19 protein-coding genes are annotated in these 21,092 nt (G+C 48.0%); 9 read left to right on the forward strand and 10 right to left on the reverse strand.

Translation table 11 applies throughout. The features are described 5' to 3' along the window. Positions 1-69: 69 nt before the first annotated feature. Complete coding sequence (locus Q0991_RS17470; RefSeq protein ID WP_299490682.1) at positions 70-1,179, reverse strand: aldo/keto reductase; 1,110 nt, start codon at positions 1,177-1,179, stop codon at positions 70-72. A 148-nt stretch (positions 1,180-1,327) separates the two neighbouring features. Here Q0991_RS17470 and Q0991_RS17475 point away from each other — a divergent pair, with 148 nt between their 5' ends. From Q0991_RS17475 to Q0991_RS17505, 7 genes are all read left to right on the forward strand, one after another. Beyond that, positions 1,328-2,224, forward strand: a complete 897-nt coding sequence (locus Q0991_RS17475; RefSeq protein ID WP_299490684.1) for an AraC family transcriptional regulator — start codon at positions 1,328-1,330, stop codon at positions 2,222-2,224. Positions 2,225-2,346: 122 nt separating this feature from the next. Continuing rightward, the gene (locus tag Q0991_RS17480; protein ID WP_299490687.1) at positions 2,347-3,012 is read left to right on the forward strand and encodes a TVP38/TMEM64 family protein; all 666 of its coding nucleotides are present in this window, start codon (positions 2,347-2,349) and stop codon (positions 3,010-3,012) included. A 77-nt stretch (positions 3,013-3,089) separates the two neighbouring features. Further along, on the forward strand, positions 3,090-3,971 hold the full coding sequence (fabD, locus tag Q0991_RS17485) for an ACP S-malonyltransferase (protein WP_299490689.1): 882 nt from the start codon (positions 3,090-3,092) through the stop codon (positions 3,969-3,971). A 76-nt stretch (positions 3,972-4,047) separates the two neighbouring features. Further along, positions 4,048-4,686 (forward strand): lysophospholipid acyltransferase family protein, encoded by a 639-nt coding sequence (locus Q0991_RS17490; protein WP_299490691.1) that lies wholly within the window; start codon positions 4,048-4,050, stop codon positions 4,684-4,686. Positions 4,687-4,735: 49 nt separating this feature from the next. Beyond that, positions 4,736-5,266 (forward strand): peptide deformylase, encoded by a 531-nt coding sequence (gene def, locus Q0991_RS17495; protein ID WP_299490693.1) that lies wholly within the window; start codon positions 4,736-4,738, stop codon positions 5,264-5,266. Between the two features lie 336 nt (positions 5,267-5,602). Beyond that, the gene (locus tag Q0991_RS17500) at positions 5,603-7,000 is read left to right on the forward strand and encodes an undecaprenyl-phosphate glucose phosphotransferase (protein WP_299490696.1); all 1,398 of its coding nucleotides are present in this window, start codon (positions 5,603-5,605) and stop codon (positions 6,998-7,000) included. 231 nt (positions 7,001-7,231) lie between these two features. Beyond that, positions 7,232-8,098 (forward strand): M48 family metallopeptidase, encoded by an 867-nt coding sequence (locus Q0991_RS17505; RefSeq protein ID WP_299490698.1) that lies wholly within the window; start codon positions 7,232-7,234, stop codon positions 8,096-8,098. 146 nt (positions 8,099-8,244) lie between these two features. Here the strand turns inward: Q0991_RS17505 and Q0991_RS17510 are convergent, their stop codons facing one another. The 9 genes from Q0991_RS17510 to Q0991_RS17550 all read right to left on the reverse strand — a co-directional run bounded on the left by Q0991_RS17510 (position 8,245) and on the right by Q0991_RS17550 (position 18,769). Then, complete coding sequence (locus Q0991_RS17510; RefSeq protein WP_299490701.1) at positions 8,245-9,192, reverse strand: DUF3616 domain-containing protein; 948 nt, start codon at positions 9,190-9,192, stop codon at positions 8,245-8,247. A 246-nt stretch (positions 9,193-9,438) separates the two neighbouring features. Beyond that, positions 9,439-11,307, reverse strand: coding sequence for a sodium:proton antiporter (locus Q0991_RS17515; protein WP_299490705.1), 1,869 nt, complete (start codon positions 11,305-11,307; stop codon positions 9,439-9,441). A gap of 167 nt (positions 11,308-11,474) precedes the next feature. Further along, positions 11,475-12,662 carry an AGE family epimerase/isomerase gene (locus Q0991_RS17520; protein ID WP_299490707.1) on the reverse strand — a complete coding sequence of 396 codons (1,188 nt, stop codon included), beginning with the start codon at positions 12,660-12,662 and terminating at the stop codon, positions 11,475-11,477. Positions 12,663-12,716: 54 nt separating this feature from the next. Beyond that, the gene (locus tag Q0991_RS17525) at positions 12,717-13,013 is read right to left on the reverse strand and encodes a hypothetical protein (protein WP_299490709.1); all 297 of its coding nucleotides are present in this window, start codon (positions 13,011-13,013) and stop codon (positions 12,717-12,719) included. Between the two features lie 33 nt (positions 13,014-13,046). Continuing rightward, positions 13,047-13,310: a helix-turn-helix transcriptional regulator gene (locus Q0991_RS17530; protein WP_299490712.1), complete on the reverse strand. Its 264-nt coding sequence runs from the start codon at positions 13,308-13,310 to the stop codon at positions 13,047-13,049. 167 nt (positions 13,311-13,477) lie between these two features. Continuing rightward, entirely contained in the window at positions 13,478-15,103 is a 1,626-nt protein-coding gene (gene prfC / locus Q0991_RS17535; protein ID WP_299490714.1) for a peptide chain release factor 3, read from the reverse strand. Positions 15,104-15,224: 121 nt separating this feature from the next. Then, entirely contained in the window at positions 15,225-16,403 is a 1,179-nt protein-coding gene (locus Q0991_RS17540; RefSeq protein WP_299490716.1) for a response regulator, read from the reverse strand. A 560-nt stretch (positions 16,404-16,963) separates the two neighbouring features. Beyond that, positions 16,964-17,725: a TIGR03943 family protein gene (locus Q0991_RS17545; RefSeq protein ID WP_299490720.1), complete on the reverse strand. Its 762-nt coding sequence runs from the start codon at positions 17,723-17,725 to the stop codon at positions 16,964-16,966. Positions 17,726-17,749: 24 nt separating this feature from the next. Next, entirely contained in the window at positions 17,750-18,769 is a 1,020-nt protein-coding gene (locus tag Q0991_RS17550; protein WP_299490726.1) for a permease, read from the reverse strand. A gap of 458 nt (positions 18,770-19,227) precedes the next feature. Here Q0991_RS17550 and Q0991_RS17555 point away from each other — a divergent pair, with 458 nt between their 5' ends. Further along, positions 19,228-19,473: a hypothetical protein gene (locus Q0991_RS17555; RefSeq protein ID WP_299490730.1), complete on the forward strand. Its 246-nt coding sequence runs from the start codon at positions 19,228-19,230 to the stop codon at positions 19,471-19,473. Positions 19,474-19,744: 271 nt separating this feature from the next. Beyond that, positions 19,745-20,869, forward strand: coding sequence for a tRNA guanosine(34) transglycosylase Tgt (gene tgt / locus Q0991_RS17560; protein WP_299490733.1), 1,125 nt, complete (start codon positions 19,745-19,747; stop codon positions 20,867-20,869). The last annotated feature ends 223 nt before the right edge of the window (positions 20,870-21,092 follow it).

Consider the following 21,092-nt stretch of genomic DNA (forward strand, 5'->3'; position numbering starts at 1 on the left):
AATAATGGTTCGGTTGAGCGGCTGCTCAAACATTATCTGCCGCTCAACAAGTTTATTCTATTTACTGAATTAGCTAGCGGTCACTCCAGCCCCACTCCCTTGCACTAAAGTGGGTGAGTAATAGGACAGTGGCTTATCTCCTACAGTGGCCCCACCATTAATCATGCCTTGTAAACTGTCCTCAAAGAAGGTGTAGGGGAAACGAGTTTCAGGATGACTCACGACGTCTAAACGCTGCTTCAACTCCACAGGAATTTCAAAATCCAAAGCACCAAGATTATCTTGCAACTGATGCAGCTTCGTTGCACCGATGATGACTGATGCCACTGAAGGACGGTTCACAACCCAATTTAACGCGACTTGGGCCATGGAGCGGCTGAGCGCTTGGGCAACGCTTTCTAACTCGGCAACGATTGCCCAGTTTTTCTCGGTGAACTTGTTGAAGGCAGGGTTCCCACTATCAGCTAGCATTGCCAATCGCCCTGCTCCCTCTCCACCTTGCTCAGACGGTTTATATTTGCCAGACAGTAGTCCACTGGCTAGGGGTGACCAAACCATTACTCCAGTATTCAGATGTTTAGCTAGCGCCGTATACTCAAACTCAATGTTGCGCTCTACCAATGAATATTCCAACTGCACCGTACTAACCGGTTCCCAATGTCGTTCCTGGGCCAAGGTTTGGGCCTGGGCGACGTACCAAGCAGGGGCATCGGATAGAGCAACATAGCGAACTTTGCCCGATCGCACCAGATCATCTAACGTCCGCATAACCTCTTCTGCAGGGGTGACCTGATCCCAGGTATGCAGCATGTAGATATCGATATAGTCCGTTCCTAATCGCTGGAGCGAACCCTCTACAGCTCGGAGGATATTTTTGCGGCTATTACCACCGGCATTGGGATTACCGGGTTCAGCATTGTAGCTAAATTTGGTTGAAATAATGACACGATCACGAGTACCACTATCTTTGATAAATCGCCCCAGCATCTTCTCACTATTACCATTGGTATATAAGTCAGCGGTATCGATAAAATTTCCACCCGCCTCTAGGTAAGTCTCAAAAAGTTGATGGGCATTAGCCTCGTCCGCACCCCAACCCCAGTCATCGCCGAAAGTCATGGTGCCTAGGGCCAAACGGCTCACTTTCAACCCAGTTTTGCCCAAGGTGTAGTAGTTCATGAAAAATCTCCTGTCACTAGAATGAACGGCAACAGCCGTAGCTTTGGCTTACAATCTCCACTATCAGATCATTTTCAAATCAATTCTTGTAGTCAATTGCTGAGTTTTAGTAAAAACTTGCGCCTCAGGGTTTCCCCAGACCGGTCCTATGCAGAGCCAAATTAGTTTTGTTGATAGTCAAACCTTAGCCCCCAAGCCGGATATCAACGCTGGCCAAGTTTTGATATCGAGCAAAGAGTTGGCCTGGGACGGCATTTACATTGAACAGGGGGAAAACGAGGAATTTACACCTGATGATGTAACGGTGGCCCAGCATTATTTTGCAATGAATATTGGCCCAGCCTTTGAATGGGAGTGGAAGGATGGTCAGACTTTTAAGAGCCATCGCTATGAAACAGGCGACTTATGGGTGAATCCAGCGGGAGTTCCGTTTTCCCACCGGATTAATCAACAGAATCAATTTATCTTGCTCACCATCGAGCCCCAAAAGGTCGTAGAACTGCTGCCCGACCACTCCTTACTGGAGCGCCAGGCCTTCAGACGACAACATCAGGCCAAGGATAAGCATTTGCAAACCCTAATCCGGGCCTTGCTAGTTGAAGCAGAGATGGGAGGCCCCAATGGTCGTCTCTATGCTGATACCCTATCAACGGCATTAGTTACTCATTTTGTGAATCACTACAGCCTGCCCCCCTCTGTCAATCTTCTCAAGCCACATCCAACTCAGAGCAAGAAATTAGCGCATGTCATTGACTATATCGAAGGGCATCTAACGGCAGATCTAAGCTTGTCGGATCTCTCACTAGAAGCAGGTTTGAGCAAGTTCCATTTTTCACGATTATTCAAGGATGAGATCGGACTGACACCACATAAGTATGTACTTAAACGCCGTATTGAAAAGGCCACCCAATTGCTTAAACAAGGAGAAACCGTCGCTCAGGTTGCTTATTTCTTAGGTTTTACAGACCAATCTCACTTCACCCGCGTGTTTAAGCAATTTAAGGGAGTGACGCCAAAGGGCTTCATCAACCCAAAAATTCGATGAAGGTAAATGTGCATATATTCTGAAAGCTTTAGCGTTTGGCTAACGAACGGGGTTCAACGGGAATGCACTGCTCTGGTTCCCGCAAAACTCTCTCTTCTCAGCCATCCTCCCTTATATCAACTATGAAACGGGCTAAATCCCTCACCCCACGCAAAAGTCTGTTTCTCCTAACCGTAGTGTGTGTGGTCGCGACTGGAATTGCTCTATTGGTAATGGGAAAGCTTGACACTGCCCAAATTAAGGGGCTGGTTAACCGCGCAGGCATCTGGGGACCGATTTATTACATCTTGGCCTATGTGATTGCGACCCTATTGGTGTTGCCTTCAACAGCCCTAAACCTTACGGGAGGGGGGTTGTTCGGCCCTTGGCTAGGGACCCTGTGGACCAGTCTTGCCGCCATTATTGCTGCAGTTGTGGCCTTTTATTTCAGTCGCACTATTGGCCGCGAGCCCATTGCAAAACGATTGGCGGGACGCTGGCAAAAAATGGATGCTGAGGTCAAGCGCGGTGGCCTATTTTACATGTTTGCGATTCGGTTAATGCCGATCATGCCTTATGGTCTGGTTAACTTTGCGGCGGGTCTCACCTCTATCCGCTTTCGCGATTTCCTGATCGGGACAATCTTGGGCACTATTCCCAGCGTCTTGCCCTTTGTCCTCATCGGTAGCTCAAGTGTACAAGCCCTCAACTCTGGTAATGTTGCCCCTTTAATCGGTGCCTTAGCACTGACCGGAATCCTGGTTGCGGGTTCGACCTATTGGCGACAAAAACGGCTCAAGCGGAGTTGACGCTTCCGAAAAAGTGTCGTGAACGATACCGTTCAGTGCAAAACTGGAGGATGGAGCTGACGCAATAATCTAGAAATATGACCAAAACAGCATGGGTATTTCCTGGGCAAGGGTCCCAGGCCATTGGCATGGGCCTCGACCTCCTCAACACCGAAATCGGTAAACAACGGTTTGAAGCTGCAGAAAGCATCTTGGGATGGTCCGTCCCCGAAGTGTGCGGGGAGGATGAAACCCGCCTCTCCCAAACAAATTACACCCAGCCCTGCTTATACGTGGTGTCTGCTATCTTTTCCGACCTACTGGCCGAAAAAGGACTGAAGCCCGATTTAGTCGCGGGTCATAGTTTGGGAGAATATGTGGCGCTTTACTCCGCCCAGGTCTTCGACTTTGAATCAGGCTTAAAGCTAGTGCAAAAACGCTCTACCCTGATGTCTCAAGCTTCTGATGGCAAAATGGCAGCTCTGATGGGATTCGATCGCGATCAGCTCAGTCAAACCGTTGACAGTACCGATGGCGTGGTCTTGGCCAATGATAACCATGCCGGTCAAGTCGTCATTTCTGGCACACCAGCCGCTGTGGATAACGTCTTAGGCAGTATTAAAGTTAAGCGGGCAGTGGAGCTGAATGTCAGCGGTGCCTTCCATTCACCCCTAATGGCGGATGCTGCAGGGGAGTATGAATCGGTCCTCAATTCCATCGACTTTAAACCTGCACTAGTGCCCGTTGTCTCTAATGTGGAACCAACGCCTTCGACAGACCCCGCTACCCTCCAAACTCGATTGATTCAGCAAATGACAGGTCCGGTACGCTGGCGGGAAACGGCTCTCGTCTTTGCCGATCACGGGATTGAATCCGTGATGGAAGTGGGACCTGGCAAAGTCTTAACGGGGTTAGTCAAGCGCACTTGCAAAGAAATAGCGTTAACGAATATCAATAGCTTAGAAAGCATCCCCGCTTAGGTTTAGACAGGGGTTAACCCGGTCGGTTAACCTCAATTTGATATCGTCAGTTGAGTTCCTTGCCAAGGTTCGCCCCATGCCCCAACAGCGTGAGCCCACAATTAGCTTAGCCCTCTACCACCTGTTCAAGTGGACGGTGGTCAGCCCCTCTTTGCATGTCTATTTTCGGGGGCGCATTCATAATGCCGAACGGGTTCCACAGCAAGGTCCACTCGTAGTGGTCAGTAACCATGCCAGTGACTTTGACCCGCCGATTTTATCCAACTGTATGCGTCGCCCTGTGGCATATATGGCTAAACAGGAACTCTTTGAGGTGCCGGTTTTATCGACGTTGATTCGCTGGTATGGCGCCTACCCTGTCAACCGAGGGTCAGCTGATCGCAGTGCGATCCGGGCAGCCTTAGCCTCCTTAGATCAGGGATGGGCCGTGGGCCTATTTTTGCAGGGCACCCGCACTGTAGACGGACGAATTACCAATCCCAAACAGGGAGCAGCGTTAATTGCCAGTAAGATTCAGGCTCCTTTGCTGCCGGTTTGCCTCTGGGGAACCGAAAGAATTATTCCCAAAGGTCAGAAATTTCCTCGCAGTGTACCGTTAACGATTCGGATTGGCGAGCCTATTCCACCGCCTACCAGTCGCGATCGCACAGAACTCGCAGCGGTGACTCAACAATGTGCCGATATCATTAATGCCATGCATGATTTAGGTCGTTAAAATTGAATCATTTTATTGAATCACTTTGAAATAGAGGGGAGAACGATTGATGTCAGCCATGCCACTTGAAGTGCTCCAGCTCGGTCATCCTAAACTCCGACAACCAGCCCGACTGGTCGACGATCCCAACCTTCCAGAGATCCAAAACCTCATTGACGACTTAATGAGGACCATGAAGCAAGCCAACGGAGTAGGCATTGCCGCGCCTCAAGTGGGGGTCGATCTTCAAGTGGTGATTGTTGCCTCCCGGCCCACCCTGAGATATCCCCATGCCCCTCAGATGGCTCCGATTGCAATGATTAACCCTCAAATTACCGATAGAGGGACAGAATTAATGAAAGATTGGGAAGGCTGTTTGAGTGTCCCAGGGATTCGGGGCTTAGTCCCACGTTCTTCTGAGATTTCCGTTGCATACCAAGATCGTAACGGCAACGCTCAACGGCGATCCTTCTGCGACTTCGTCGCCCGCATTATTCAACACGAGTGCGATCATTTACAAGGCTATGTATTTATTGATCGGGTGGAAACCACTCGGGAACTTATCAGCGAAAATGAATATCACAAGCTATTAATTCCTTAGTGTTGGAGTGACTTAAGCAACAATAATCAAGAATTGGCAATATTTTTATCTTGAGGTATGATTTGATACATTCCCTCCGCTGCAAAGGTTTATAGGATCGACTTTAACCTATCTCTACCGCAGAAAGAGATCGATGTTGGTGGGTTTCTGACCTTTTGCAATTTTCAATGTTTTAGGTGATCAACGTCACTTATTTTTTCCCAGGGAACGCAAACAATTAATCTTATCGGATGAATGTAACTTTGTTGGCAGCACTGAACTGACTACCCTCGTAGAATCAAGCCATAGTTGACTAGACCGAGCCTTTGTACTCCCATATTTTCTATATGAGTTGATATGAGCCATAATTTCCATTGGGCTCTCCGAGCCAATACATCAATCGTTACGTTGGTGCAGCGACTCCTAGATCCAACGTTGGCAGTGCTGTTGCTGGTGATTTTGGCCCAGTTTTATGACATCTCCTTCACCACTAGTCTGCAATTTTTTTCCCTAACCGTATTTTTATTGATATTGCCCGTCTTTAAGACCATGGGCATGTATCGTCCTTATCGAAGTTTGGCCCCCCGATTGCTAACCATCAGATTGGTGATGGGATGGACAATCGTTATGGGCTTGATGCTGTTTATCGGCTTTACGACTAAGACATCAGTTATCTTTTCTAGAGCGCTAATCCTAACCTGGTCATGCCTTGTTCCGGTTGGGCTGCTAGCCGTCCACTACATCGTCTGGGCAGTCCTGCGTCAACTTCGCCTGTCTGGGCGCAATTCTAAATCTGCCGTGATTGCTGGGGTGAATAAGGTCAGTCTAGATTTGGCGGAGCAAATCCGTGAGTCCAAAGACTTGGGGATTCGGTTAAAGGGGTTCTTTGACGATCAGCCCCCACAGGAACTACCGGAGATCGCAGTTATTGGGACGTTGGCAGAGGTCCCAGATTATGTCCGCCAGCACCATATTGATGTCGTCTATCTGGCTTGTGCGGCTGACGATGAGCCGCGATTTGCTGAATTGATTGAGGCGCTGCAAGATACAACAGCCTGTGTTTATTTTGTTCCCAGTCTGTTGATGTATAGCCTGATGCACGGTCGCTCTTATGAAATTAATGGTGTGCCCTTGATTTCGATCTGGGAAATTCCCTTTTCAGATTTGCAATATGTCCTTAAACGAGCAATTGATGTGGTCCTATCGGGTTTGGCGCTCGTCGCCCTTTCGCCAGTGATGACCGTAATTGCTATCGCAGTCAAGTTATCTTCGCCAGGGCCAATTCTATTTAAGCAACGTCGATATGGACTCAATGGGCAGGAAATCATTGTTTATAAGTTTCGCTCCATGGTTGTGATGGAAGATGGTGGTTCGGTGGTTCAGGCTACTCGGGGTGACCGCCGCATCACACCGCTCGGTGCCTTTTTAAGGAAGACCTCTTTGGATGAGCTGCCTCAGTTTTTGAATGTGTGGCAAGGCCGCATGAGTTTAGTCGGCCCCCGTCCCCACGCGGTAGCCCACAATGAAATGTATCGGAAGCTTATTAGCGGCTATATGCTGCGCCATAAGGTCAAGCCTGGAATTACGGGTTGGGCTCAAGTCAATGGTTGTCGAGGCGAGACCGAAACTTTAGACAAGATGAAACGACGGATTGACTACGATTTGGAATATCTTAAGAACTGGTCATTAAGCCTGGATATTCACATCCTCTTGAAAACGGCCTTTGTTTTTCTGAGAGATCAGAATGCCTATTAATAACAGGCTGACTCAATGGATTCGGGTCCACTTGGGAAACTCTAGGGTATAGTTCAGCGTCATAATAAGCACATTGGTACATGTTGCGTATCTCTATGGCCTGGTATATTTAGCGGAATAGGGTTCCCCATCTAGACGAATTGAGTCATTGCGGGATCTTCGTATTTAATCCGCTCCATCTGCTAGGCAAAGGAATAGGCATAATGTTGCTGTTTTGTGTCTGGTGACTCTATGAATGACTTGACCCCTCAGGGGCAGTTGCCCATTTATCAGCGTGTTGTTGCTGTAACTGCTTTAGCAACGAGTATTGCGATCTCAACTCCCAAGCCAGCTCAAGCCGTTCCCTTGAGAGACTTGATATTTCGAGGGATTCAGGTCATTCAACTGTCTAATCTTTCGGAACGGCAAGAACACGATCTAGGGGAACAAATTCACCGAAATTTACTGAATCAGGGCATGCGACTCCATCAGGGGCGCACGCTAAATCGCTATGTGAATCGCATTGGTCAACGACTTGTGGAAGCGGGCGCAAAGCGGCGGAGAGTCGCCTATCGTTTTCAGGTGGTGGATGATTCTCGGATCAATGCCTTTGCTACTATGGGCGGTCGAGTGTACGTCACCACAGGTTTGATTAGGGCAGCCGATAATGAAGCCCAGCTCGCCAGTGTTATTGGTCATGAAATCGGCCACATTGACCGTAAACACTTGGTTAAGCAAATTCGGAAAACGATGGTAGCCCAAGGCCTAACTACAGCTATCACGGGTTCCAACCGAAGCCAAGTCGCCAATATCGGCGTTAATTTATTAGTCAGTCGTCCCCAAAGCCGCAGTGATGAGTATGATGCGGATCGAGAAGGGTTGCGTATTTTAAGGGCAGCCGATTACGCCACTTCAGCAATGCCTGTATTTATGCGTAAACTGGTCTCTAGCCGATCCACCCCCACCTTTTTGAGTACGCACCCAGCCGTACCGGATCGGATTATACGCCTGGAAAATGCCATTCGCTCCGGCCCCAAAAACGAGTGCGATCGCAACCCAGATATTAGTAGCTGTGGTCTAAGCCAGAGTCGCCACCGTCAAATCGTCGGTCGCCGTTAAGATTCAGTTAGCTTCGCAATACAGCCAAACCCCCTTTGTAAAGCCCCACGTTTAGAGCCATCTTAGGAACCAAATCCACAGGTTGAAATACGCTCAGTCAACTGAGTAATAAATCTGGATGCTACAAGAATATACCCGTCTCATCATCAAAGTTCAATCTTAAAAAGAGTGGGTTCTCCTTGAGGTGCTCCATCATAAATAATAATGGCAGTCATTTTCGTACCATTGTCTTCAAGAACGGTAACTCCTTCAGCTTTTGCTTCAGGATATTTCTCTGGTCTTGGTATCTCGCCAATGAGTTGACAATAATCAGACGTAGTGGGTCTGTCTTCTCCAGGAATGGTATCTTTACCATTCCATAAGTACAGTTGATAAGGTCCTGGAGCATCTCCTACAGGACCTGCAATTAGGAGGAAACCCGCTTTAACTCTGGTGATATCCCGAATACCATTCCCAGCTAATTGAACATAGCGTAATTCGTAATCCAGTAAATCATCGAATTCAGCTACCATAACGGGTACATAGTTGCCTCGCAAAACAGGTCCACGGAACCCAATATAGAGCTGTTTATCATGAACTGCTAGACCTTCTATATCAATACCATTCTCTTTACTAGGAATATTGAGAAACCGGCTAAGAACAATATTTTGCTCCAAAACATCCTTAAGTTGGGTATTCAATTCTCGTTTTAAAGGTTGCCCTGTGTTCGAGTCTAATTTCAGCTTAAAAATTGTATTTTTCTTTGTTTCTTGAACGACCGTTGCTAATCTCTGGCGGTTCACCAAATACGTTTTGGATGTCTTAATCGTTTTTCTCTTCGCTGAGTGAGATCCAATGACGTAGAGAATGCTCTCCTTATCAATAGCCATACCTTCAATATCAATTTCTTCATCACTATCATCATTAGTGGATAAAGAGATATTGGATATTACAGAATAGCCTTTTTCTTCTTGGCGGAGGAGCTGTACCACGTCCTTACTTTCATCAGAACCGATAGCTAGAAAATCCTTGAACGCAACTATGGCGCTAATATCATCCTCTTGATGGACAGAACCTTCAAACTTTATCTGTTCTTGATATTGGATCTTAGGCATTTCTCGTAAGCTGAAATATAGTTTTTAACTCAATAGAAAACCAATGGCGTACCCGATACATCCATATCAGCAGGGTTCGTCAGTAAGAGCTATTGATTTTGACCTATAGGATACAACATCAATCTAAATGAGTCAGTGCTTTTTCATGATTTAAAAGAACTGAAACTGCCCAAAGATAAAGTCAAATTCCCCCAACTTCTAGCTGTCTACGCCCACATTAAATTAGAGGAAGGTAACGCTTGTATATCAGGAAGAGGCTGGCAACACTGCTGCTGGCAACATAGAAGGACCGAGTTTAGGTTTGGGAATGTGGAGACCGTAGGTGATGCGATCGCAAGGTTGCCACTCTTCATCCGCCTTAGCGATACGCAGTTGGTCTTGACGTTGAACCAATAGCGGAATAACCGTTCCAGCATTAATCAGGGCTTGCAAGTGATCGCGCTGTCGCTTGAACTTATGCTCATCCATATCCAAAACCGTATCGGTAATTTTGACTTCATTGGTACTGAGATACTGACTCCATTCTTTTATGGAGAGCTGATGGGAAAAGGCCCGCTTCACTCCTGGACTAGCAAGTTTTCCTGCCGGTTCAGCCACTTCCGTCTCTGGAGACTGATCGGGATAGACTGCCAACACCCGAGGCGGCCGAAACTCTTCCATGACTCGCTGAGCCAACACAGAGTTCACTTCTGAATTGCTGGTGGCCGTCAAAAATGTCCCAATAGAGGCCAAACCAATATTGTCCAGAGCATCCATATTGAGCGCACTGGTCCGAAAAACCGTCAGATTTTCCGCCTTGGCCTGCTTACAGTATTCGGGGTTGGCATCAATCATCACCACATCTTCGCCCCGACTCTTAATCAGATGGGCCACGGTCCGACCAAACGGATTGCAACCCACAATCATGGCCCCTCTCGCCTCATCGGATCGCACCCGCAACCAACCGGCTACCCAGCGTGCCGAAAGCCCCTGAACACAAACCGTCAGAATAATCGTTAAGAACACAAGGGCTTTGATGGCGTCACCACCGTTAATACCCTGCTTCGTCAGGGAAATAGCAAACAAGGAGGCCACTGAGGCTGCCACAATCCCCCGGGGAGCCACCCAGGATAAAAATGCTTTCTGCCGCCAGTTCAGGTCACTTGACCAGGTCGAGATCAAGACATTCAGGGGACGAACGACCAACATCAAAGCAGCAACGGTATAGGTCCCACCCCAGCCCAAGGCAAAAATACTGGCAATGGATAAATCAGCAGACAGCAAAATAAATAAGACTGAAATGGCCAGAATACTCAGCTGGTTTTTAAACCGAAGTAATAATCGTTCTTCTGGCAACGCCGCAATTTTCAGCATGATGCCCGCTGCAACGGCTGTCATTAATCCAGACTCGCTGATTAAGGCTTGTGATAAGCCGAACAAGCCCCAGAGGCCTGCCAACACGGATAAGTTCTTTAAGTCTTCTGATAAGAATCGCGCTTGCTTTAAAAACAAACCCAGGAGCCAGCCGCCGCCAATCCCAATAATGCCGCCTATCCCTAGACGTAGGAGCAAGCCGCTGACAATGGTAAAAGGATCGGCATTCCCTTGCAGCACAATATTGAGCACGACAACCGCCAAAATTGCGCCAACGGGATCAATTAAAACCCCCTCGCCCTCCAATAGTGTAGACACCTGACGGTCGGCATTTACCTGTTTGAGTAAAGGAGCCACCACCGTCGGCCCCGTGACCACCACCAAGGAGGCATAAAGAAAGGCGATTTGCCAGGGAAATTCACTCAGCCAGTGGGCCGCCAGTCCACCTCCAAAAAGGGTGACCAATGCCCCCACGGTTACCAAATTTCTCAAACTAGTGGAAACTTCTTCCACCTCTCTCAACTGTAGGTTGAGCCCCCCTTCAAACAAGATGAGCGCCACACAGAGGGAAACCATCACCTCCAAGCCATTCCCTAATAGGCTGGGATGAAGGACCCCAAAACCGCTAGGACCCATGGCAATGCCGAATAGCAGTAGGAACACAATACTGGGGACTTTGAGAAAATCAGCAATGACCTGGGCTGAAATCCCTGCTACAACAGTGATCACCATTAACAGGGTAATTTCTAAATTTCCTTCCATGTCCTATCGTCTCGAGACCCGGTGGGCGATTGCTGGAGCGGTTATTAGGCTTACTAATCTTAGCAAAATCACTCAATTCCCTAACCCGTTATACCTTTACTAATGACCAAACGGCTTGTCCTACAGAGTCAAGTAAAAATACTCATCAAGTATAAGGGGTATTCCCTTCAACTCGAAAGTATTGGGTCTCCACTGAGTTGTGCAAACTGTTGCCAGCACAAATAGAGGGCTCTAGGCACATGGAAGCACCCCTTCCACTTACCGCCTTTAAGCTGCAAATGCACTCGTCCTGTCCGATTCAAGTAGCCAAACCATTCCCGCCCTGGATCCGCAAAATGGGACCAGCTATAGTCATGAACCTTTTGATACCATTGCCAACACTCATCTCGCCCAGTTAAGCGATACCCCATGACTAAGGCGACTAATGTTTCTAAATGGACCCACCACAGTTTTTGGTCCCACTCCAGTTGCTGAGGCGGATAGCCTCCCGCATCCAAGAAGTAAAACAAACCGCCATAGTCTTGGTCCCAGCTAAAGTCCAAGATATTGAGCACCACATCGACAGCCTGCTGAATTAAAGCGGAATCATTATGGCGCTGACCAATATCCATCAGAAACCACATCGCTTCAATTCCATGACCTGGATTAATTAAGCGGCCCTCAAAACAGTCAACATGCGAGCCATCTGGCGCAACGGCTTCGTACAACAACCCCCGTTTCGCATCCAGGAAATCCGTCATCACCTCTGTCACCGTTTGTTCGAGCACCTGATCCAGTTGGGCGGCATCGAGCAGAGGAGCCATCTCTAAGGTTAAGTTGGCCAAAATCATGGGAACAGCCAAGGATTTTAAGGGGCGGGTACCCGGATAGAGCTTGTTGTACCGTCCCTTCGGATCTTGCTGCCGTCGCAACACATTGTTATAGGCTTGGAGCGCGACCGCCTTCGCTTCATCCTTTTGAGAGGCGAGGGCAAACTGGCTAAAGGCCATTGCGGCGAAGCAGTCAGAGAAAATATTGTAGGGCTGTACCAAGGGTTCCCCTACTCGGTTTAAGGCAAAGTACCAGTTGCCTTCAGCGTCTCGTCCCTTGTTGGCTAGGAAGTCAGCCCCCAGACGAGCCACCTCAAGCCAGTCCGATTCTGGAGAGAGCTGATTGTAGAGCATGGAGAAGGTCCAGACTTGGCGATTCTGCAACCAAATAAATTTATCTGTGTCATAGACCTGGCCTTGGGCATCTAAGCAGGTAAAGTAGCCCCCTTCCTGTTTATCTAGGGAGTGGTTTTGCCAAAAAGGGAGGACATCCTCTAACAGTGCTTGTTTATACTGAGCAGCCAGTTCTGCAAACGCCAAGTTCATCCCTTCTCTCCATTACGAGCGTTTAGCCACGATTGTTCACCCCAGGCAATCAACCTAAGGGGCAGCTGAATGGGGCTTAGACTCGGCATCTGTTCGAGGAATCCAATCCCCAAACCGCTGAGCATAAAAGGCAAGAATTTGATCAATTCGCTCTTGATCAGTAGGAGACAGGTCTTGGGGATGGCGAATTCTTAACCAACCAATTTGGCTAAGGGAATAATCAAAATGTTCAGCCTCTTGCGGCAATAGCTCGGTTTCTACCTGATTCACTTGCTGCAAATGGGCTGCAATTTCGCGATAAACCGCTAAGGGTAGGGTCGGGCATTGAATATCGTATTCTTTGTAGGTCACGGTAATGGTATTGGCAGATAAAGGGATACACCGTTATGGCTCAGCCTGAGGTAGGGTGCAGCAATTGACATCATCCAGACAAACTTTACCCCACTGCAAGGCCCAGCGAACCAAAGCTACACGATTATCCGTTCCCGTTTTCGTGAGGATATTACTAATGTGGTTATCTACCGTTCGCTTGCTGATATCTAATCGCTGAGAAATTTCTTCATTTTTAAGGCCAGAGGCGACTAGCTCAATGACTTGTAACTCTCGCTCAGACAACTGATGATTCCCTTGCAGCTCGCCACTACTCATGCTCTGCCGTGTACCCCTGCATAAATACTCATTCTCACCTTCACATTGTAGGGATTAACCTCACACTCTGCATGTTTGGAACAGATTGTCATATTTAACAACAACTTTATTAAAAGTTTTAGCGGAATAGCAGCAGCGCTGTAGGTATTTTGGTAGAAAATCCCTGCTTAATTCCCTGGGGTTGGGTCAATGGCTAGGGGTGCGATCGCACTTAGTTCTAAATCAGGATGATCGCCATGCATCTGGTGCAAATTCCATTCATTCTTGAATAGTAAAACAGGACGACCCCAGCTATCTTTGACGGTGATGGCATTAAAAATCCGTCCCACTGACTCTAAGGCAGACCACCCCCCTTTTACCCAGCGGGCTACAGAATAGGGCAACATTTCCAAGCGAGTTTCAACCCCATATTCGTTTTGAAGCCGAAACTGCACCACTTCAAATTGGAGCTGTCCCACCGCTGCTAAAATCGGGTCCCGCTTAATTTCATCTTCGGAGTACATAATTTGGACTGCACCTTCTTCTCGCAGTTCAGACACGCCTTTTTGAAACTGCTTGAATTTAGAGGGGTTCGGATTTTTGAGATAGGCAAACAGTTCTGGAGAAAAGCAGGGAATGCCCTCGTAGGCCAGTTTTTTCCCCTTAAAGATGGTGTCGCCAATGGCAAAAACCCCAGGATTATTTAAGCCAATAATATCGCCGGGATAGGCTTCTTCTAGGGAATTGCGGCCTTGGGCAAATAGCTTTTGGGGCCGAGACAGCCGAATGGTTTTGCCTGTGCGAGCATGGCTCACGGTCATATCCTTCTCAAACTTGCCCGAACAGACCCGAATAAAGGCAACCCGATCGCGATGTTTGGGATCCATGTTGGCCTGAAGCTTAAACACAAACCCAGAGAACTCTTCATAAGTCGGTTCAATGGTGCCTTGGGTACTCTCATAAGCCCCTGGTTTTAGGGCATAGTCCAAAAAGGCTTCCAGAAAAAGTTCGACCCCAAAGTTGGTCATTGCACTGCCAAAAAAGATTGGGGTCATCTGACCGTTATGGACCTGCTTAAGATCTAACGATGACCCTAGTTCTTCAATCAGTTCTAGCTCATCCTTGAGCTGAAAATAGAGTTCCTGATCCAGCAAAGATTCAATTTGCGGATCCCCAAGGTCAATTTGGGTATCAATCGCCTCTCGTTTGCCATGATCACTGCGCTGAAACAGGTGAATCTTGCGACTGCGCCGATCAAACACGCCTTGGAAGCGGTCGCCCATGCCAATAGGCCAATTAACGGCATAGGTTTGTAACCCTAACTCCTGCTCAATTTCATCGAGCAGCTCTAAGGGTTCTCGTCCCGGTCGATCGAGCTTGTTGATAAAGGTGAAAATGGGAAGCGATCGCAACTTGCAAACCTCGAACAATTTTCGGGTTTGTGGTTCCAAACCTTTGGCTGCATCCACCAGCATGACGGCATTATCAGCCGCCGCTAAAGTTCGGTAGGTATCTTCACTAAAGTCTTGGTGACCGGGTGTATCCAGTAAATTAATTTGGCAGTTCTGATAGGCAAATTGCAATACAGTCGAGGTAATGGAAATGCCCCGCTGCTGCTCCATTTCCATCCAATCGGACGTGGCATGGCGTTGAGCCCGTCTGGCTTTTACAGCCCCCGCTTCATGAATGGCCCCTCCATACAGAAGCAGTTTTTCTGTCAGGGTGGTTTTACCCGCATCAGGGTGCGAAATAATCGCAAAGTTGCGGCGGGATTCTACCGCCTCAGCCAACTCAGTTTGCAGTTCAGTGGGCATACAAACAACCAAATTGAGGGATCTTCAGACACTCTATTATAGGTCAGAGAGATTTTCGCCCCTGCCAATTCCCTTGTTTGCAATTGGCAGGAGCAGCGTATATCCAATGTAAAAGTGTCAGTTAAGCCTGGATAAGAGCTTTGGAGTTTGTCTGCGCATCAGCCATGGGCAGGGACTGTAACTTTTGCTGTTGCTCCCAAGGTAAGTTAGCCGCTGCTTGTTGAACCAATGCCAATAATTCCTGATGGTGAAACGGTTTTCCTAAACAAGCCATCGCACCTGATAATCGAGTGCGAATCACATCGCACATCCCCCGTTTGGGGGCCATAATAATGACGGGCATATCCCTTAACGGTTCTCGTCGATGCACCATTCGGCAAAGCTGATAGCCATCTAAGTGGGGGAGTTCTGCATCCACCAGTGCCAACACAGGAGGACGCTTGAGTAATGCCGGTAAGGCCCGTATTGAGTCACTCAATCGCATCACATCATACCCTGATGGTTCCAAGACTTGCGTAACATAGCGCTGGGTTAACTTGCTGTGATTGATGCAAGCCACCCGAGGTCGAGTCAACATCTCACCCATATGGTAAGGATGCATCCCCAAAGCCCCCAACTTGATCAATGGGTGTAAGGCAACAGCCAAGTCTACGACTTTAACATTCAAGGCGTGGGCCAATTCGTACAGGCATTTATCTTGACCCAGAGCATGGGTGAGCTGCTCTATTTGGGGAAGTCTATCACTGACATAATCCGCATACTCAACAAACTGATCCCAATCCGCAATAAACGGACGGTAGAAGGGAGACTTAATCTCAGCACTCAAGAGCATCCATTGATGGATGGTTTGCTCTATTGGTAAGACGAGATCCCATAGAGAGGTACACAGCAATAGGGGATCAATTGGGACATTGGTCTCAAGGTGATACTGGGCATGGGGAATAGCCAGCGCATGAATCAATGCTTCTTGGGTGACTGCCGTCAGTAAATCCCTCAACTGATCGTGAGAAATGTAATCGGACTGCCACAACTGACAAAGGAATAAGTAATCTGAAACCGCCTCCAACGGCCCAGATCCCTCAAATTGAGGGACACAGCGCTGTAACAGGTAGGATAAACGCGCTTGATTGCCCACAACGCTTTCGGCAAAGTTGATCCGGCCTTGGCTAAAAGAAATCCGCCAACCCATAGACAAATCGCTCGGATCGCGAACAACCACCCGACCCGAAGGTTGTGAGTGAATGATATCCCGCAACGTTTCGGTTGTAGATTTTTTAACCCCAGTCTCAAACGCGGTCATTGCTTCTTGTCTGCCTATATAAAGACAATTTGCTTGAAGCATCTTTCATTCCCCCCGATATTGTGCTTCGCCTGAAAATCAAGCAAGCTAAAGATGCTGCTAAAAACCGAATATCCACACTCAACGTTTGAATATAGGTTTACGGTCACTGATCGTGAACAAATTAGGACATGATGGAAGCCCTAGACATAGTAAGCCCCAACATGACCTCGGTGTTATCACTGATCATACTTCAAAGGATAAAAGCCCCCAATAAAGGACCTTTCAGAGGTGCTTACAATCGTTACTGTATATGAATTATAAGAAATCTAATAAATGTTTAATTTCTCTTTTTGGAGAGAAATTAAACATTTACAATTAGAATTTTCTCCGTAGAATTACGGTTATCCCACCCAGCCCAAAAACCCAGTCTCTTGTGATCTAGTGATCTAATCCAGTAAGTCTGAGAACTGGCACCCATATCTTGCTCATCACATTGCATTAGGACAATTACTCGCTTGACTTTGACTGTACTTTGTCACACATTTCTGGCAATCAGTATCGGGAGTTCCCCGATACACTCAATAGAAGTAGGGATTATCAGGTTCAGGAATTGGCTTTAATGACTTTGCCTGAATGACCAGTTGACGTTCGCCATTGAGCGTCTCTGTCGCCATCTCGCCTTGGATAGCCAACCAAGAATCGACAGTGTAAGCTTTGCGGCTTTGGTCTAACTTAACGGGTAAGCCTACGGGATAAGCATCCGCCGCACAACAGCTAATAACAAAGCGCGTCAATGTGAAATAGTTATCGGGTAACTGCTCTGGATAGACGACAAACCCATCGACATTAACCTTTTGGCCCGCATAGGCATCGGGTTCGGGATAGACATCTAGGGTACGGATCCACTCTAAAAGGGTTCGGCTTTCCGGTTTGCTGGTGGTCCGAAACACTTGGGGACGAGCTCGAGTCACCATCGTTTTATCCTGTAATCCACGCTGAATCGCGGTTTGGCTGGTAAAGGGACGAGGGGTAACCAGTAGTCCAATCAAGGCCGCGACGAGCATAATGCCACTCATAACAGGAGGAGACAGCAAAGACAGATGCTGAGGGCGGGCTTGTACCCGTCGTCGCCAGAGTTTCAAAACCTGTAGACAGGTCAACATCAGCAGGAAACAGCCTGCAGCTAGGGTCAACCCATAGTAATTGGGATGGATCAGCAGTCCCATCTTGCCAGATTGCCAATACTGAAGGATTAAAACACCCCACATACATAAAGCTAAGGTGGCTAATCCATCCGCCAAATAGGGGGCCAATTTGATCCGTAAGCGCTTGGTGAGCATAACAAGTGAGGGGATAGTATAAATCTAACTAATCCACAGATTAATAATCAAAGTAAAGATGAGCGTCAGTTGAAAGACAATGGCAAAGATATAAAACACAGCTCGCGGCTTGAAGACCATCAAGAGTAAACCCATGCTTTTCAGATCAAACATGGGGCCAAAGACGAGAAAACCGAGGAGGGCTCCACTCGTAAAGGTTGAGGCAAAGGAGAGGGCAAAAAATGCATCCACAGTGGAACAAATGGAAATAACCCCCCCTAGAATCACCATGGCAAAGACAGAGGTCACGGGTCCTTGACCAATCGCAAGGATGATATTCCGAGGAACCGTCACTTGAATAATCGTCGCCAGCAGACTGCCTAGCACCAGTACACCGCCCATCTCGCGCAGCTCTTGCACAGTGTTGTCCAGCAATAGGGGAAGACGATTCCAAATGGACTTAGGCTTGGGGGCCGCGATGGCCAGCACAGCATCTAAGTTGGCCGCTTCGAGCGCAACCGGATTACCAGGTTCCAAGAAGTAGCTTCCTGGTTTTAAGAAACTTGGGGTCTCGGGCGCATCAGCCGATGAGGTCGCGCTTGAAGCTATCATAAGGGCTGCAATATTGGGTTGTAAAAAGGGCTTGAGATCGGATTGCCAACTAAAGACCCAGCCAACGATGGTTGCGATCGCAAACGAAAAGACCAACCGCAAAATCACAATTTCAGGCTGATCAGGAAAGGCCGTCCAGGTGGCCCAAATCACCACGGGATTAATCGTAGGCGCCGCCAACAAAAAACCAATGGCGACGGGGGCAGAAGCACCCTGAATCAGTAATCGTCGAGCCACCGGAACATTCCCACATTCACAGACAGGGAATAGGAATCCAAACAAGCTGCCAGAGAGGGCTCCCAGAAATGGATTTTTGGGAAACATGGCAATCAACTGCTGCTCATTCACAAACAGCAGCAAGATGCCAGAAACCAACACCCCAAAGATCAAAAAGGGCATGGCTTCAACCATAAGACTGAGAAAAAGGGTTAACCCACTACCAAACTGGGACATTAGCGATAACCTCAACGGCTTGCTAGCTGCTCAAAGACGCCAATAACAGCATACATTGGGTGTCTCGATGTAGACATTAGAAGGGATATGGCCTGCCAATCCAGTCTCCACCTGAATTGATGTCGCTGGAGAGATCCGTTGAGCTAATACTCTGCTTAATACAGATAGTCTCTAATGCACATCGTCTTTTCAGAGGGTAGATCCCCGCCTTATTGCCCCAGAAAGGGGCTGTCGAACCATCATCGCTCCATAAGTTTGGTATATTTTAGGTTGACTAAATAGCTACGATGCTGGATCAAGCCTATAGATTCATTTCTCCAAGCGTGCTAGATTCAGCTCTGTATGCACTAGTTGTAACTCAGTAAGCGACTTCTTAGTCCTTTTTGAGACTCACCTTCCTATTCCCTTAGGATCTTTCATGGATGGATGCTCCCTCGCGTAATCTCATAGGAGGAACTATGACTTGGATTACCCAAAACACATATGGTTTCAAAAAAAGCATCCTGGATCAGTTCGAGCAACTCGATGCTGATATCAGAGATCTTAACGACCATGTGTCCCGCCAAAGTCAGCGGTTAGATATCTTCTCGTCTAATCTCATGATGGGCTTGTTTATGGTTTCTGTATCAGCCAGTTTGCTGTTGCTGGCCCGACATGCCCTCGAACTGTGGCTGGTCTATCACCCAACCGGTGCGCTAATGTAAGCAGGCTGCATGTTTTAATCTCTGTGATTACTTCCCTGCCGTTCTTGAATTCGCTTCAAGAAAAAGAGACACCGTTATTTCTCAGATCAAACCATTTATCAAACCCAAACCGTTCAAAATCAATTTAATTCAAAATCAATTTCAAAGAATGCCGACTGTTGCTAAGTCATCAGTCGGCATTCTTTGTTCTGGGCGATTACCGCAGGGGCAGCGTCTGAAAACTGATAGTTGAAAACTGATATTTTGACAAAGATGGTTCCATGAGGTTGCTTTGAGTCATCTCTTTCGATTTGAGTGTCACCAATCCTGCACCCGTACTCAGGCCCGTGCTGGCACATTCCATACCCCCCATGGCCCTATAGATACCCCTCGGTTTATGCCTGTGGGCACCTTGGCTAATGTGAAAACCTTGACCCCCGATCAGCTTCAAGCCACCGGAGCCCAGATGATCTTGGCGAATACCTATCATCTGCATTTGCAGCCGGGTGAGCATATTGTTGCCCAGGCCGGAGGACTGCATTCATTTATGAATTGGTCTGGCCCCATCTTGACTGATTCAGGCGGGTTTCAGGTCTTTAGCCTCAGCGAAATGCGTTCCATTGCCGAAGAGGGAGTCAGTTTCCGGTGCCCCCGTGACGGTCAAATGATTCATCTTTCCCCCGAAACCTCAATGGCTATTCAAAATGCCTTGGGGGCGGATGTGATTATGGCCTTTGACGAATGTCCGCCTTATCCAGCGAGTCGAGAGGCGATTCAAACAGCTACGGACCGAACCAGTCGATGGCTGGCCCGCTGTGTCCAAGCCCACCACCGCCCGGAACAAGCTTTATTTGGCATTGTCCAAGGCGGGACCTTTGCCGATTTGCGTCAATCATCAGCCCGTTCGGTGGTGGCATTTGACCTGCCTGGCTATGCCATTGGCGGCGTCAGTGTCGGGGAACCCCCAGAACTCATTGAAAAAATTGTCAAAGTCACAACCCCTTTGCTCCCAGCCCATAAACCCCGGTATCTGATGGGCGTAGGAACCTACCGCGAGATGGTGCAGGCGATTGCTGCTGGCATTGATTTGTTTGACTGTGTGATTCCCACCCGCTTAGCCCGTCATGGCAACGCGTTGGTCGCTGGAGAACGATGGAATCTGAAGAACAATCGCTTCCGGGAAGATTTTACGCCGCTTGATTCAAGTTGCCCGTGTTATACCTGCCAAAATTTTACCCGGGCCTATGTCAGTCATTTGCTGCGATCGCGGGAGCTGCTCGCCTATACTCTCCTCAGTATCCACAACATCACTGAACTCATTCGCTTTACCCAGCGGATTCGTCAAGCCATCCTGGACGATCAGTTTCAGCAGAAATTTGGCCCTTGGCTATCTTCATCTGATACAGAACTTGACTAATCTTTGCTTTATTCTCTTCTGGGGCTGGGAGAAGGTTGTTCGCGAAGGGGAAGACAACCGAATCCATTCCGTTGGATACCTTCCCCTCCCCCGTTACCTTGAGGTCACGGATTCATGTTTGACGGCAGGTTTCATGTTAAGATATTTAGCGATTCAAAAAGCTGTGTTGGAAGGAACATTTATTCATGGAAGCAGTTCTGCTGTTGGCGAAACTACCTGAAGC

It is taken from the genome of Acaryochloris sp. IP29b_bin.137, assembly GCF_028285745.1.
Lineage (GTDB): Bacteria > Cyanobacteriota > Cyanobacteriia > Thermosynechococcales > Thermosynechococcaceae > Acaryochloris.